Below are 15,198 nucleotides of genomic sequence, written 5' to 3'. Positions count from 1 at the left end.
GGCTTTTGGAAAGATAATCTTACGAATGTGCTTTAACCGTTACTTTTGGCAATCAAACGTTCCGGGATCACGAAACTAAATCGCGTCCCTTTGCCTGGTTCGCTTTCGATATTCAAACGGCTGTCGTGATGATGCAGCGCATGTTTCACGATGGCAAGGCCCAACCCGCTACCGCCCGTTTGCCGCGATCGCGCCTTATCTACCCGATAAAAACGCTCGGTCAGGCGTGGAATATGCTCGGCGGCAATGCCTGGACCGTTGTCTTCCACGCAAAACTCCGCCCCCGACGCCACATGCCGCCAGCCAACGGTAATGTGCGTTCCCGCTGGTGTGTGGTTCACCGCGTTGTACACGAGATTCGAGATAGCGCTACGCAACTGCTCCTCGTTGCCCCGCACGCTCAGGCTGTTATCGACATCAAAGGTAAACGTATGTTTATGCTGGCTCAGGGTTTGCGCTTCGTGCTCGATCACCCGCAGCATCATGGGCACATCGACTTTCTCATTCAGTTGCAACGTCGGAGCAGCTTCAATTTTTGACAGCGTCAGCAGCTGTTTCACCAGGCCTTCCATACGGTACGTTTGTTCGCGCATGGTATGCAGTGCTTTTTCGCGAGTTGTCCCTTCCAGCGGATGCTCCTGCATCATTTCCAGATAACCTTGCAGCACCGTCAGCGGTGTGCGCAGCTCATGGCTGGCGTTGGCGAAAAAGTTTCGCCGTGAACCTTCCAGTTGGTGCATCTGGGTAACGTCGCGCGCCACCATCAGCAGTTGCTTATCCGTGTAGGGCATCACGCGAATTTCCAGATGCCGTCCGGTATTGAGTACCAGATTGATAGGCCGGCTAAAGTCGCGCGTTTTCAGATATTGAGTGAATTCCGGGTATCGCAGCAGGTTAAGAATATTTTGCCCGCTATCGTCCGGCCAGCGCAGTCCCAGAACCTGCTGAGCCAGTCCGTTACACCAGAAGATACCGCCTTCTTCGGTGGTCAACACCACCGCGTCGGGTAGTGATTCCGCCCCGCTGCGAAAACGTTTGATCAGGTTACCCAGTTCTCGACGGCGCTTTTTGTTGCGCAGCTGCATTTGATGCAGCCCATATAACAACGGCTCCCAACTGCCTCGCCCCGGCGGCGGCGTCATGCTTCTGTCAACCCATAGCCACCAGGACAAACGCAATAGATTCCAGAAATGCCAGATAAGCAGGCCCGTTACCGACGCCAGTAAAAACCAGGGCAGGTAACCGAAAAAAGCGCTAAGGATAAATGCCGGTATGCAGCACAGGATCAGCTCCAGTACCAACCTTTTCCATGACAATCGTTCTAGCAAACGTCTTACTCCATAAACGGCCTAATCCATCAGGCCCTGATTCTTGTCAGTCAGAAGCGGGTCGAAAAACGATATCCCGTCCCGCGAACTGTCTGCACCATTCGATCATGTCCGCTGTGCTCCAGCGCTTTACGTAAGCGGCGGATATGCACATCCACTGTCCGGTCTTCCACGTAGACATTGGTTCCCCAGACATGATTGAGGAGTTGTTCACGGCTGTAGACGCGCTCAGGGTGGGTCATAAAGAAGTGCAACAGTTTGAATTCGGTCGGCCCCATATCCAGCGGATCCTCGCCGGTCATCACGCGATGCGAGGTCGGATCAAGGCTTAGCCCCTGCATCTCAATAACCTCTTCCACCGCCATCGGTGAAATACGACGCAGAACCGCTTTAATACGCGCCACCAGCTCCTTGGGAGAAAACGGCTTGGTAATATAATCATCCGCACCGGTTTCCAGACCCCGGACGCGGTCTTCCTCTTCACCTCTCGCCGTCAGCATCATCACGGGGATATCCCGCGTCATAGCTTCGCGCTTGAGATGTTTAATAAACTGCAGACCCGAGCCGCCGGGAAGCATCCAGTCAAGCAGGACGAGATCCGGCCAGGGTTCATTGAGTTGGTTCACAGCACTGTCATAGTCTTCGGCTTCTACGGGTTGAAAACCGTTTTGCTCGAGCACGAAGCAGACCATTTCACGAATTGGAGCTTCATCTTCTACGACCAGAATACGTCTCGCCATGATTTGCCCTGTTTATAATTAAATCGTTTGCCATCAATACGGTGCCATTATGCGTCAGTTTTATGACAGATTTATGAAAAGATAGCCCAGGTTTAACGCAGCCCGGCGAATTATGACAGCCCGGAGACAAGATATTACCGTCCTTGAAAGGTTATAATCCCCACCACTGTTTTATCGTCATGGAACTCTTATGCGCATCCTTCACACGTCTGACTGGCATCTGGGCCAAAATTTCTACAGCAAGAGCCGCGCCGCTGAACATCAGGCCTTTCTCGACTGGCTGCTGGAAACGGCACAATCCCACCAGGTGGATGCCATTATTGTGGCGGGTGATATTTTCGATACCGGCTCACCGCCAAGCTACGCTCGTGAGCTGTATAACCGTTTTGTCGTTAATTTACAGCAAACCGGGTGTCATCTGGTGGTGCTGGCAGGCAACCACGACTCCGTCGCCACACTCAATGAATCCCGCGATATACTGGCGTTTCTCAACACCACGGTCGTTGCCAGCGCCGGCCATGCGCCGCAGGTACTGCCGCAACGCGACGGCACGCCGGGGGCGATTCTGTGCCCAGTTCCTTTTTTACGTCCACGCGACATCATTACCAGCCAGGCCGGGCTAACCGGGCAAGAAAAACAGCAACATTTGCTGTCAGCCATCACCGACTATTACCAGCAGCAGTATCAGGATGCCTGCACGCTGCGTGGTGATCAGAATCTGCCCATCATCGCGACCGGGCATTTGACCACCGTCGGCGCCAGTAAAAGTGACGCCGTCCGAGACATTTATATCGGTACGCTGGACGCCTTCCCTGCACAAAACTTCCCTCCGGCGGACTACATCGCGCTGGGCCATATTCACCGGGCGCAGGTTATCGGCGGCACGGAGCATATTCGCTACTGCGGCTCGCCGATCGCTCTCAGTTTTGACGAGTGCGGCAAAAACAAATGCGTGCATCTGGTGAGCTTTGAAGCAGGGAAACTCAACGCCGTCGAGAATCTCGCCGTACCGGTCACCCAGCCGCTTGCAGTACTGAAAGGCGATCTCGCCGCCATTACCGCCCAGCTTGAGCAGTGGCGCAACGTACAGCAAGAGCCGCCGGTGTGGCTGGATATTGAAATTACCACCGATGACTATCTGCATGATATGCAGCGTAAAATCCAGGCCTTGACCGAAGATTTACCGGTAGAGGTGTTATTGGTGCGCCGCAGTCGGGAACAGCGCGAACGTATTATGGCCAATGAACGTCGTGAAACATTAAGCGAGCTGAGCGTGGCGGAGGTTTTTGACCGCCGCCTGGCGCTGGAAGAACTCGAAGAACCGCAGCGCGAGCGGCTTAATCAGCTGTTTAGCGCAACCGTACAGACGCTTGCCGGGGAGGCTGAAGCATGAAAATTCTCAGCCTGCGCCTGAAAAACCTCAACTCCCTGAAGGGAGAATGGAAAGTCGATTTCACGGCAGAACCTTTTGCCAGCAACGGGCTGTTCGCCATAACCGGGCCCACAGGCGCGGGGAAAACCACCCTGCTGGACGCAATTTGCCTTGCGCTGTACCACGAAACGCCGCGCCTGAATACTGTGTCACAGTCGCAAAACGACCTGATGACCCGCGACACAGCGGAGTGTCTGGCCGAGGTGGAGTTTGAGGTGCGGGGCGAAGCCTACCGCGCATTCTGGAGCCAGAACCGGGCACGCAACCAGCCTGAGGGCAACCTGCAGGTCCCGCGCGTAGAGCTGGCCCGCTGCGCCGACGGTAAAATCCTCGCCGATAAAGTCAAAGACAAGCTGGAGATGACCGCCGAGCTTACCGGGCTGGATTACGGTCGTTTTACCCGTTCCATGCTGCTCTCTCAGGGCCAGTTTGCCGCATTTCTTAATGCCAAACCAAAAGAGCGCGCCGAACTGCTGGAAGAGCTGACCGGCACAGAGATTTACGGTCAAATCTCCGCTATGGTGTTTGAAAAGCACAAATCAGCGCGTACGGAGCTGGAAAAACTGCAGGCCCAGGCCAGCGGCGTGGCGCTGTTAGCGCCAGAGCAGGTGCAATCCCTGACGGAAAGTTTGCAGGTACTTACTGACGAAGAAAAACAATACCTTACCAGCCAACAAACCCAGCAACAGCACCTCAACTGGCTCATTCGGCAAAATGAGCTACAAACGGATATAAACCGTCACCAGCAGGCATTACAGGCAGCGCTTCAGGCGCAAGAAGACGCGCAGCCGCAGTTGGCGGCACTGAGTCTGGCACTGCCGGCCAGGGCGTTACGCCCGCACTGGGAGCGAATTCAGGAACAAACGGCTACTATCGAGCGTACACGCCAGAAGATTCAGGAAGTGAATGCTCGCTTACAAAGCAGCTTAACGCTGCGCGGGCGTATTCGTCAGCAGGCGCAAATGCAGTCGACCTTGATACTAGCCGAACAACAGACGTTAACCGACTGGCTTAATGAGCATGATCGCTTCCGCTTATGGAGTAGCGAACTGGCAGGATGGAAAGCGCTGCTGGCCCAACAGTCCGACGCCAGCGCCCAGCTACGCCAATGGCAGCAGCTGCGAGAGAACGACACGCGTAAGCTCAATGCACTAACGCTTCCCGCGCTGACCCTTTCACCGCAGGAGGTAACGGATGCGCTGGCGCAACATGTGCAGCTTCGTCCGTTACGCCAGCGACTGAGCAATTTACACGGGCAAATCACCCCGAAGCAAAAACAACTGGCACAGTTACGCGCCACGCTTGTACAGCATCAACAAGAGTTGACCCAGCGCAACGCGGTGCTTGCCGAAAAACGTCAGCGCTATAAAGATAAAAATCAGCAGCTTACTGATGTGAGAGTCATTTGCGAGCAAGAAGCCCGCATCAAAGATCTGGAAAGCCAACGGGCATTGTTGCAATCCGGCATGCCTTGCCCGCTATGCGGCTCCATCGCACATCCGGCGATTGAACGCTATCAAACGCTCGAACTGAGCGTGAATCAGACGCGGCGTGAGGCACTGGAAAAAGAGGTCAAAACGCTGGCCGATGAGGGTTCAACGTTACGCGGCCAGCTTGAGGCGATAACCCAGCAACTTCAGCGGGATGAACGCGAAGCACAGACGCTTTCTCAGGAGGAGCAAGCACTTACTCAAGAGTGGCTGACCGTCACCGCCAGCCTCAACGTCACGCTACAACCGCAGGATGACATTGCCCCGTGGCTGGCCGCTCAGGAAGAGCACGAACAACAGCTTCACCAGTTGAGCCTGCGTCATACCCTGCAGGCGCAAATCACCGCGCATACCGAGCAGATTACCCAGCTCCAGCTGCATATTGACCAGCGCCAGGCGACGCTAACCGCCGAGCTTTCCCGCTATGGTCTGGCCCTTCCACCCGAGGATGACGTCGCCTCATGGCTAAGCGAACGGGCGAACGAAGCACAAATGTGGCAACAGCGTCAGAATGAACTGACCGAGTTACAGGCCCGGATTGCCCAGCTTGCGCCGCTGCTGGAAACGTTGCCTGAAACCGAGGCGCTTTCTGAAAACATTGAGGATTTGTCGCTGGAAAACTGGCGGCAGGTGCACGACGATTGCCTCTCTTTACAGGGACAGTGGCAAACCTTGCAACAGCAGGAGGCGCAGGACGTTCAGCGCGCCGCGGAAATCCAGGCGCAGTTTGATGCCGCATTGCAGGCCAGCATCTTTGCCGATCGCGACGCCTTTATTGCCGCCCTGCTGGACGAAGAGACCTTTAATCGCCTGGAGCAGTTGAAGCAATCACTGGAAGGCCAGCGACAGCAGGCGCAAACGCTGGTTAATCAGGCCCAGCAGGCACTGGCGGCTCATCAACAGCAGCAACCAACAGAAGTGGATCTCACGCTGACGGCGCAGCATCTGCACGACGCGCTGGCGCAGCTCACCCAACTGCTACGCGATAACACTACTCGTCAGGGCGAAATTCGCCAGCAGCTCAAACAAGATGCTGAAAACCGCCAGCAGCAGCAGGCGCTGATGCAGGAGATTGAAAAAGTCGCGCAGCAGGTCGAAGACTGGGGGTATTTGAATGCGCTGATCGGCTCGAAAGAGGGAGATAAGTTCCGCAAATTTGCCCAGGGGCTGACGCTGGATAACCTCGTCTGGCTTGCCAACAACCAGTTAACCCGTCTGCACGGTCGCTATTTGTTGCAGCGCAAGGCCAGCGAAGCGTTAGAGCTGGAAGTGGTTGATACCTGGCAGGCCGATGCCGTACGTGATACGCGTACGCTTTCCGGCGGCGAGAGCTTCCTCGTGAGTCTGGCGCTGGCGCTGGCGTTGTCCGATCTGGTCAGCCACAAAACCCGAATTGACTCCCTGTTCCTCGACGAAGGTTTCGGCACGCTGGACAGTGAAACGTTGGATACCGCCCTGGACGCGCTTGATGCGCTCAACGCTACCGGTAAAACCATTGGCGTGATCAGCCACGTCGAAGCAATGAAAGAACGCATTCCGGTGCAGATCAAAGTGAAAAAAATCAACGGTCTGGGCTACAGCAAACTCGACAAAATGTTTGCGGTGGAGTAATCGGCCAGCGGATATGGTGTCACAGGCCGGATAAGCGCTAACGCTATCCGGCACGCTATGTAGCACAATATTGCATACTCAGGGACGGATATGAAATGGCATTCCACTTCGCTTATCCGCAAGCTATCGCTATTGGCGGCGAACGTTCGTCGCTATGACGCATATCCTGCGTCTTTCTTGTTGGCAGGTGGTATGAAAAAAGTCATTTTCTCTTTAGCGCTCGGAACATTTGGGCTGGGCATGGCCGAGTTTGGCATCATGGGTGTCCTCACGGAGCTGGCACGGGACGTGGGAATTTCCATTCCTGCCGCTGGCCATATGATTTCGTTTTACGCCTTTGGCGTAGTGCTTGGCGCGCCCATTATTGCGCTCTTTTCCAATCGCTTTTCGCTCAAACATATTTTGCTGTTTCTGGTCACCCTGTGCGTGATTGGCAACGCCATCTTCACCCTCTCTTCCTCGTATTTTATGCTGGCGGTGGGCAGGCTGGTTTCCGGCTTCCCTCATGGCGCATTTTTCGGCGTGGGCGCGATTATCCTGTCGAAGCTAGCCCGTCCAGGAAAAGTCACCGCCGCCGTCGCGGGCATGATTTCGGGGATGACCGTTGCCAATCTGGTTGGCATTCCCGTCGGCACCTGGCTGAGCCAGGAATTTAGCTGGCGCTACACGTTTCTGCTGATAGCCGTCTTTAATATCGCCGTAATGGTCTCGGTCGCTTTTTGGGTCCCCAACATTAGCGATGAGGTAAAAGGGAAACTGCGCGAACAATTTCACTTTTTGAAAAGCCCCGCCCCGTGGTTCATTTTTTCCGCCACCATGTTTGGGAACGCCGGGGTTTTCGCCTGGTTCAGCTACGTCAAACCGTACATGATGTATATCTCCGGCTTCTCTGAGGCGCTAATGACCTTCATCATGATGCTGGTGGGATTGGGAATGGTGTTGGGAAATCTGCTAAGCGGTAGGCTGTCAGGCCGTTATACGCCGCTGCGAATTGCGGTAATAACCGACTTCGTGATTGTGCTGGCTCTGCTGCTGCTCTTTGCCTTTGGCGGCATCAAAGCCGCGTCGCTGACCTTCGCTTTCATTTGCTGCGCGGGTCTGTTTGCTCTGTCGGCGCCGTTGCAAATTTTGCTGCTGCAAAATGCTAAAGGGGGAGAACTACTGGGCGCGGCTGGCGGGCAAATTGCCTTCAATCTCGGCAGCGCGATTGGCGCGTACTGCGGTGGCATGATGCTGACGCTGGGATTTGCCTACAACTACGTGACGCTGCCGGCTGCGCTGCTGTCGTTTTCTGCGATGTCCTCGCTGCTGCTCTATGGTCGCCTGAAGCGCGGCGTGCAACAACAGGTTGCACCCGCGACATAACAACCGTTTATACGTGCGGCCACAGCCAGGCCGCGCCGCGCACGCCGCTGGAGTCACCATGCAACGCCTTGCGTAGAGGCGTTTCACACTCGCCGCCAAAAACAAATTGCTTCATCAACGTCGGAACGTTTTGATACAGTCGGTCGACATTGCTCATTCCGCCACCCAGCACAATGACGTCCGGATCGAGAATATTCACCACATGTGCCAGTGATTTCGCCAGACGAAGCTCATAGCGGCTCAACGCTTGCTCCGCAAGAGTATCCTGCGCATTAACAAGGCTGATAATTTCACTGCCTTTGAGCGGCTTACCGCTCAGGCGCTGGTAGTCGGTGGCAAAACCGGTCCCGGAAATGAAGGTTTCAATGCAGCCTTGTTTGCCGCAATAACAAGGTACTTCCTGCCGATAACGCAGCTCATCTTCGTCCATCCACGGCAGCGGATTATGCCCCCACTCCCCTGCGGTACCGTTACCGCCCGTGTGCGCCCGACCATTCAGCGCCACGCCTGCGCCACATCCGGTGCCGATAATCACCGCAAACACGGTTTGCGCCCCCGCCGCCGCACCATCCACCGCTTCAGAAACCGCCAGACAGTTGGCATCATTTGCCAACCGCACTTCGCGATTCAGACGCGAACTCAGGTCTTTGTCAAAAGGTTGCCCGTTAAGCCAGGTCGAGTTGGCATTCTTTACTACCCCGGTGTAGGGCGAGATTGAACCGGGAATGCCCATTCCCACGGTTCCCGTCTGCCCGGTAGCGTTTTCCGCCATCTCCACCAGCATGGCGATGGTTTCTATCGTTTGCCAATAATCATCACGCGGCGTGGGCAGGCGATGGCGAAAAAGCTGTTCGCCCGCATCGCCAAGCGCAATAACTTCCGTTTTCGTACCGCCCAAATCGATACCTATACGCACTGTTTGCTCCTCTTCCCGATTAACAATGCAAGCATAGCGACAATTCGCTATCATGCCCGCTGGATTTAACGACAAGGCCGTGGAAATTATCATGCTGTGGTTCAAAAATTTAATGGTTTACCGTCTTAGCCGCGATGTTTCTTTGCGTGCCGAAGAGATGGAAAAACAGCTGGCATCAATGACGTTCACCCCTTGCGGTAGCCAGGATATGGCAAAAATGGGCTGGGTTCCGCCGATGGGATCGCACAGCGATGCATTAACGCATACCGCCAATGGCCAAATTATTATCTGCGCCCGCAAAGAAGAAAAAATTCTGCCGTCGCCGGTTATCAAACAGGCGCTGGAAGCCAAAATATTCAAACTGGAAGCTGAGCAAGGTCGCAAACTCAAGAAGACCGAAAAAGACTCACTGAAAGATGAAGTTCTGCACTCATTGCTGCCGCGCGCCTTTAGCCGCTTCAGCCAGACAATGATGTGGATCGACACCGTCAACGATCTGATCATGGTCGACTGTGCAAGCGCGAAAAAAGCGGAAGATACGCTGGCGCTGCTGCGTAAAAGCCTCGGTTCGCTGCCGGTCGTTCCGCTGACGATGGAAAACCCTATTGAGCTGACGCTGACCGAATGGGTTCGCTCCGGCACAACAGCACAAGGGTTCCAGTTACTGGATGAAGCTGAACTGAAAGCGATCCTTGAAGACGGCGGTGTGATCCGCGCGAAAAAGCAGGATCTGGTCTGCGACGAAATCGCCGTGCATATCGAGGCGGGCAAACTGGTCACCAAGTTGGCCCTCGACTGGCAGCAGCGTATTCAGTTCGTTATGTGTGACGACGGCTCCATTAAGCGTCTGAAGTTCAGCGACGAGCTGCGCGATCAGAACGAAGATATCGACCGTGAAGATTATGCTCAGCGTTTTGATGCCGATTTCATCCTGATGACAGGTGAACTGGCGGCGCTGATTAAAAGTCTGGTGGAAGGATTAGGCGGCGAAGCGCAACGTTAGCCCTGTTTAGCGAATGGCGACACAATATCGCCATTCGTCATTTTTACGCTTACAAATAGCGGCAAAGATAGGATGTTGGCTCTGCTACCTGCAGATGAAACTCACTGTTGCCCGGTACGTTAAACACGTCTCCTGCGGCATAGACTTTCCACTCGGTTTCCCCTGGCAGCAGCACGTTCAGTGCGCCACTAACCACCGTCATCTCTTCAGGCGCCGCAGTACCAAAGGTATATTCACCTTCAGCCATCACGCCTACACTGGCGCGGCCAGTACTGCTGCTGGTAAAACCGATCGATTTTACTTTGCCGGAAAAGTATTCATTACTTTGAAGCATACAACTGGCCCTATCTCGTGATTAAGTTAGGAACCAATATAGGGGGCTGACGTTCCACCTGTCACGCAAAATTACGCCAGCAATTCCGAAGCTAGCCGGGCAATCAACACATTGGACAGCAGAACCGGGACATCCAGCGACTTTTGCAGTAAATCACGATGGCGTTGATGAAAACCCAGGCAGTCCAGCATGAGAACATCAGCGCCTTGCTCAAGGAGATATTTCCCGGCATCAATCAGCTGTTGTTCAGAACCTTCTACTGGATTAGCTACGGCATACACTGGTGGCGTTTGTAACACCTGCCACTTTTGTGTCTGGGCTTTGAGCAATTCAGCAACAGGTACTATGACCCCAACCTGATGCCCTTCGACAATCGAAGCCACTAACGGGGGAATAATGCGTATGGGTTCCAACAAGATGCTATTGCGGGCGGTCAGACGGGTGATTGAGGCGGTACTCATCAGCAGGATCACATCAAATCCCTGATTATCGAGAACCTCCACAATGCTTTGCAGCGAGCGTTCCACTTTCTGACGTGAGACATGAGCAAGTTGGTGGTCGCTAAGCAGTGTTAATAACAGCTCGTCACCGGGTGAAGCCCCGTACTCGGCCATCACATCTTCTCGCTGCATCTGCCCCAGCAGACTGTGGTGAGTAATGTGCTGTTCATCAATATATTCCGTCAGGAGCGGTAACATCTCACACATCGGCACAACGCCAATTGTGAGGATAGCCAACGACGTACTCATTTGTTGCTCCACCGTCTTCTTACTTTGCTGTGAAATCCCGGATAAGTGCCGGGCGCTGACCTGTACTACAAATGCTCAAAAGCGTAGCAGTAGATCGGCGGTGTATTGTGTAAAGATTCCAGATCATTCCAGTACTGGATTGTTATTGTTTAATTTTCAATTTTTACTGTATACAGCGAAATTTAAAAAAATGTGATGCACGCCCGGACTGGCACTTTTAAGACTCGTGCCAGGGCGGTCTTCGTATCAGGTTTTATCGGGGTCTTCGTAGCGTTTTTTAGCATCCATCGCTTCCTGAGCCGAAGGATGCTCACTGATCAACGAATTCGGTTTAGGGTGATCGGCACGAAGTTGATACCAGGTTACCGTCTGGCCTGGCGTCCCTTTTTCAACCGTAACAATGGTCGCTTGACGTGGGTAAGGTGGTTGTGTCGGCATAGTTCTTCCTTTTCACTGGATGAACATTAAGTATAGACACCGCCCTGCAACCGTGGCGCTGCCTGCGCCAGTATCCCAAGAATGTCTTCCACCACCTGCGCAGGCGCATTAGTGGCATCAACGATATAGTGCGCGGCTTCGCGATACAAAACATCTCGCTGGGCGAGCACTTCCTGCACTTCTTCAGTCAACGGCTTGCCGGTTAAGGTCGGTCGTAATCCTTCTTCAGGCGTCGCCTCCAGACGATCAACCAGTACCGATACCGGTGCGCTTAAATAGATAACCACGCCGTGGCTGCGCATGTAGTGACGGTTAAATTCGGTAAGAATAATACCGCCGCCGGTCGCAACAACCGTTGCTGGTGCTGTGACAGCCTGCAGAGCGGTCGTTTCCTGGGCACGAAACCCTTCCCACCCTTCTCTTTCGACGATTTCCGCCACGGTCATTTGCACGTGCGATTGCAACCAGCGATCGGTATCAACGAACTGGAAATCAATAGCCTTTGCCAGCGCCATACCGGTTGTCGTCTTACCACACCCCCGGGGGCCAACAAGAAAAAGAGGTTGCGTCATCACAGAATTTCCCCAGAGAGCCGCCAACAAGCGGGATCTGATGCGGTTAAAAATATAATCATATCATCAAACTAGTACACAGCCAAAACCGTAAAGAAAAAATTACATAAAGAATGGCGAGATGAGTCAACCCCTACTATAACAAGAATTCACAACGAATAAAGTGTAAATAATAAATTACACACACTATTTTCTACGCTGAACTTCCAGCCACCACTTATCCAGTTCAGCTGCAAAATGCTGTCTGTCGCGGGACGAAAGGCTGTCCGGCCCCCCGGTCTGAATACCGCTAGCGCGTAGCGTATCCATAAAATCACGCATCATCAGACGCTCGCGGATCGTGGCTTCGGTATAACGTTCGCCACGCGGGTTAAGCGCCGCCGCACCTTTTTCAATCACTTCAGCCGCCAGCGGAATATCTGCCGTTATCACTAAATCACCAGCACTGCACTGACGCACAATCTCGTTATCAGCCACGTCAAAGCCCGCAGGCACACGTAATGTGCTGATGAAACGCGAAGGCGGGACGCGCAGGCTTTGGTTGGCCACCAAAACAAGCGGCATTTGCATGCGCTCAGAAGCGCGGTACAAAATGTCTTTAATCACATTCGGACACGCATCGGCATCCACCCATATTGTCATAACTTCTCCCCACTGTTGTGCTGCCGCACATTGTCGCGTGCTTTTACTTTCAGGCAAAGTGCTGTTTCTCCTTCTGAACATATTCATTCCGCGCTAAGCTTAGCTTTCCCAGGTTTACCCCAAATAATTCAAGTTACTTGAAGTAATTAGGGTATAAAACAATGAATATCATCCATAGGGAGTGACAAGATGGACAAGAAAATTGGTTTTATCGGCTGCGGTAATATGGGCAAAGCCATTCTTGGCGGCATGATCGCCAGCGGTCAGGTTCTCCCCGGACAAATCTGGGTCTATACCCCTTCCCCCGATAAGGTCGCCGCGCTACACGACCAGTACGGCATTAATGCGGCGCAGTCTGCACAAGAAGTCGCGCAGATCGCTGATATTGTTTTTGGGGCCGTAAAGCCAGGCATTATGATTAAGGTGCTGAGCGAAATTACCTCCAGCCTGAACAAAGACTCCCTGGTCGTCTCAATTGCCGCAGGCGTCACCCTCGATCAGCTTGCCCGCGCGCTGGGTCACGACCGTAAAATCATTCGCGCGATGCCAAACACGCCGTCGCTGGTGAACGCCGGAATGACCTCCGTCACGCCAAACGCCTTAGTCACGCCGGAAGATACGGCTGACGTGCTGAATATCTTCCGCTGCTTTGGCGAAGCTGAAGTCATTGCGGAGGCAATGATTCATCCGGTCGTTGGTGTCAGCGGTTCAGCACCGGCCTATGTATTTATGTTTATCGAAGCAATGGCAGATGCCGCCGTTCAGGGGGGAATGCCCCGCGCGCAGGCTTATAAATTTGCGGCACAAGCGGTAATGGGTTCGGCGAAGATGGTGCTGGAAACGGGTAAACATCCTGGCGAATTAAAGGATATGGTGTGCTCGCCAGGTGGAACCACCATTGAGGCGGTACGCGTCCTGGAAGAACGCGGTTTCCGTTCATCAGTAATTGAAGCGATGATTAAGTGCATGGAGCAATCGGAAAAACTCAGCCGCTCCTGAGTTAACACCGCCGGACGTCATGCCGCCGCTTCAGTGCGGTTACGTCCGGAATTCTTTGCTTTATAGAGCGCCATATCTGCTGATTTTAACCATTCTCTATAGTGTTCAGTTTCAGATGTCAGCGGCGCAACGCCCACGCTAATGCGCAGGTCAACCTGCGGCGCGCAAGATAAACGCAGTTGGGTAAGCCGTTCGTGAACACGAGACATCGCTGCAATCGCGCTGCTCGCCGACGTGCCACACATGATTACCGCAAACTCATCACCGCCAAAACGCCCAATCACATCGCTACCGCGTAAGGTCATCTGTAACTGGCGGGTCAGTGCAACAATGGCCTGATCCCCTACGTCATGGCCCCAGGTATCATTGATACTCTTAAAATGGTCGATATCGATGATAAGGAGCGTGGCATCACGCTGATGGCGACGACAATTATCAAACTCATTACGCAGCAACAGTTCCCAATGACGTCGGTTATACACCCCGGTCATCCCATCTCGCGTACTCATAACCTGTAAGCGACGTTTATGTTCTGCCAGCCGGATGAGCGTCTTATAACTCACCCAGGCAAACAGCAACGGGTAAACCACTAACACTGGCAGTGACAGCAGCACGCTCAGCTGCGTACTGCTAAAAGCCATGGGGATATCCGTTAACTGTAACGTCACCAGGCAGGAAACCACCATCAACACGGCGCCTGCGATGAAGACTCGCATACCTCCTGCGCCCATCAGGTTGATACAGATAATCATCAACAGCGCCGTGGATGGCAGCAAGTTTATCCCCATAATCCCCATCCACATCCCGGCGAGGATGGCATCGGCTTTTAAGTTGGTATATTCGCTATGCAGTGGATCGACAGCTTTACTTGCCATTTGCCATGCCAGATGTGGCCAGACAAATGCCCATCCCACCAGCAAAAGCCACCAGCCTCCGGTTATTGGCTGAGAAACTAATACCGACGCGATAGGGAAAAACATTCCCCCCAGTCCCACCGCTCGCGGCAGCCTGATTCGTCGGGCAAATCGCAGACCGGAACGTTGGTGGTCATTTTGATGAAGCAATATAAATGCTTCATTTGAGACGACCTTCTTTTGATAAAAATTTTCATCATTCATCGTATTTGGGAATATTCTGAAACAAATTTCCCAAATTATAGGAAGGGGTCTGGCGGCGGAAGTATGATATTTCGGGTGAGCGATTTTATCTGCTCACCCGGAAGTGCTAAGCAGATTTTTTCAGGCAAGCACTCATAAACTTATTACGATCATCGCCTTTCAGAGACTGCTCCGTCGCCTTGACGTTGCATTCACGCATTTTCTGCTGCTGCGGCGTCAGACTCTTTTCCTCAGGCCCAGATTTACTGTTTTTCAGGCAATCACTCATATACGTCTTACGCGCATCCCCTTTTAAGGTCTGCGCCGTTGCCTGCTGATTGCAGGTGGTCATACGTTGTTGTTGCGGGGTTAATGTCTTCTCGGCAGCACCGACGGTAGTTAAAAAAATAAGACCAAAAAGCAACGTCATTAATAATGTAATTTTCATAGCACCATCCTTTTCTGAACGACGACACACAGGT

Annotated in this window: 15 protein-coding genes; 5 read left to right on the top strand and 10 right to left on the bottom strand. The window is 53.4% G+C overall.

The features are described from left to right. Nucleotides 1–32: 32 nt before the first annotated feature. Together phoR and phoB are read right to left on the bottom strand one after the other, a co-directional pair. Nucleotides 33–1,328 (bottom strand): phosphate regulon sensor histidine kinase PhoR, encoded by a 1,296-nt coding sequence (phoR, locus tag E6P06_RS09240; RefSeq protein ID WP_096878243.1) that lies wholly within the window; start codon nucleotides 1,326–1,328, stop codon nucleotides 33–35. Between the two features lie 50 nt (nucleotides 1,329–1,378). Beyond that, entirely contained in the window at nucleotides 1,379–2,068 is a 690-nt protein-coding gene (gene phoB, locus E6P06_RS09235; protein ID WP_003021496.1) for a phosphate response regulator transcription factor PhoB, read from the bottom strand. A gap of 190 nt (nucleotides 2,069–2,258) precedes the next feature. Between phoB and sbcD the strand changes: the two genes are divergently transcribed. The 3 genes from sbcD (at nucleotide 2,259) to araJ (ending at nucleotide 7,966) form a co-directional block, all read left to right on the top strand. Further along, nucleotides 2,259–3,461, top strand: a complete 1,203-nt coding sequence (gene sbcD, locus E6P06_RS09230; RefSeq protein WP_139935152.1) for an exonuclease subunit SbcD — start codon at nucleotides 2,259–2,261, stop codon at nucleotides 3,459–3,461. Then, entirely contained in the window at nucleotides 3,458–6,601 is a 3,144-nt protein-coding gene (gene sbcC / locus E6P06_RS09225; protein WP_139935151.1) for an exonuclease subunit SbcC, read from the top strand. Before sbcD ends, sbcC begins: the two co-directional genes overlap by 4 nt. Before the next feature lie 192 nt (nucleotides 6,602–6,793). Continuing rightward, nucleotides 6,794–7,966 (top strand): MFS transporter AraJ, encoded by a 1,173-nt coding sequence (gene araJ / locus E6P06_RS09220; protein WP_054528673.1) that lies wholly within the window; start codon nucleotides 6,794–6,796, stop codon nucleotides 7,964–7,966. 7 nt (nucleotides 7,967–7,973) lie between these two features. Here araJ and mak read toward each other — a convergent pair whose 3' ends face one another. Next, nucleotides 7,974–8,882 carry a fructokinase gene (mak, locus tag E6P06_RS09215; RefSeq protein ID WP_060855542.1) on the bottom strand — a complete coding sequence of 303 codons (909 nt, stop codon included), beginning with the start codon at nucleotides 8,880–8,882 and terminating at the stop codon, nucleotides 7,974–7,976. A gap of 91 nt (nucleotides 8,883–8,973) precedes the next feature. Between mak and rdgC the strand changes: the two genes are divergently transcribed. Continuing rightward, entirely contained in the window at nucleotides 8,974–9,885 is a 912-nt protein-coding gene (gene rdgC, locus E6P06_RS09210; protein WP_003021479.1) for a recombination-associated protein RdgC, read from the top strand. A gap of 49 nt (nucleotides 9,886–9,934) precedes the next feature. Here the strand turns inward: rdgC and ppnP are convergent, their stop codons facing one another. The 5 genes from ppnP to E6P06_RS09185 all read right to left on the bottom strand — a co-directional run bounded on the left by ppnP (nucleotide 9,935) and on the right by E6P06_RS09185 (nucleotide 12,620). Further along, nucleotides 9,935–10,219 (bottom strand): pyrimidine/purine nucleoside phosphorylase, encoded by a 285-nt coding sequence (gene ppnP / locus E6P06_RS09205; protein WP_003021477.1) that lies wholly within the window; start codon nucleotides 10,217–10,219, stop codon nucleotides 9,935–9,937. A 71-nt stretch (nucleotides 10,220–10,290) separates the two neighbouring features. Continuing rightward, on the bottom strand, nucleotides 10,291–10,968 hold the full coding sequence (locus E6P06_RS09200; protein WP_003830963.1) for an AroM family protein: 678 nt from the start codon (nucleotides 10,966–10,968) through the stop codon (nucleotides 10,291–10,293). A 246-nt stretch (nucleotides 10,969–11,214) separates the two neighbouring features. Further along, nucleotides 11,215–11,406: a protein YaiA gene (gene yaiA / locus E6P06_RS09195; protein ID WP_003021472.1), complete on the bottom strand. Its 192-nt coding sequence runs from the start codon at nucleotides 11,404–11,406 to the stop codon at nucleotides 11,215–11,217. A 26-nt stretch (nucleotides 11,407–11,432) separates the two neighbouring features. Then, complete coding sequence (aroL, locus tag E6P06_RS09190; protein WP_003836009.1) at nucleotides 11,433–11,978, bottom strand: shikimate kinase AroL; 546 nt, start codon at nucleotides 11,976–11,978, stop codon at nucleotides 11,433–11,435. Between the two features lie 186 nt (nucleotides 11,979–12,164). After that, on the bottom strand, nucleotides 12,165–12,620 hold the full coding sequence (locus E6P06_RS09185; RefSeq protein WP_003021467.1) for a YaiI/YqxD family protein: 456 nt from the start codon (nucleotides 12,618–12,620) through the stop codon (nucleotides 12,165–12,167). 189 nt (nucleotides 12,621–12,809) lie between these two features. Between E6P06_RS09185 and proC the strand changes: the two genes are divergently transcribed. Further along, on the top strand, nucleotides 12,810–13,619 hold the full coding sequence (proC, locus tag E6P06_RS09180; protein ID WP_003021462.1) for a pyrroline-5-carboxylate reductase: 810 nt from the start codon (nucleotides 12,810–12,812) through the stop codon (nucleotides 13,617–13,619). A 17-nt stretch (nucleotides 13,620–13,636) separates the two neighbouring features. On the opposite strand, the gene adrA is transcribed toward proC, so the two are convergent. Together adrA and psiF are read right to left on the bottom strand one after the other, a co-directional pair. Then, nucleotides 13,637–14,752: a diguanylate cyclase AdrA gene (adrA, locus tag E6P06_RS09175; RefSeq protein ID WP_139935150.1), complete on the bottom strand. Its 1,116-nt coding sequence runs from the start codon at nucleotides 14,750–14,752 to the stop codon at nucleotides 13,637–13,639. 91 nt (nucleotides 14,753–14,843) lie between these two features. Then, nucleotides 14,844–15,164: a phosphate starvation-inducible protein PsiF gene (gene psiF / locus E6P06_RS09170; RefSeq protein WP_003021454.1), complete on the bottom strand. Its 321-nt coding sequence runs from the start codon at nucleotides 15,162–15,164 to the stop codon at nucleotides 14,844–14,846. Between the last annotated feature and the right edge of the window lie 34 nt (nucleotides 15,165–15,198).

This window comes from Citrobacter sp. CF971 (genome assembly GCF_006385635.1).
In the GTDB taxonomy this organism is placed as follows: Bacteria; Pseudomonadota; Gammaproteobacteria; order Enterobacterales; family Enterobacteriaceae; genus Citrobacter; species Citrobacter freundii.
This window is presented reverse-complemented; position numbering and strand designations above follow the sequence as displayed.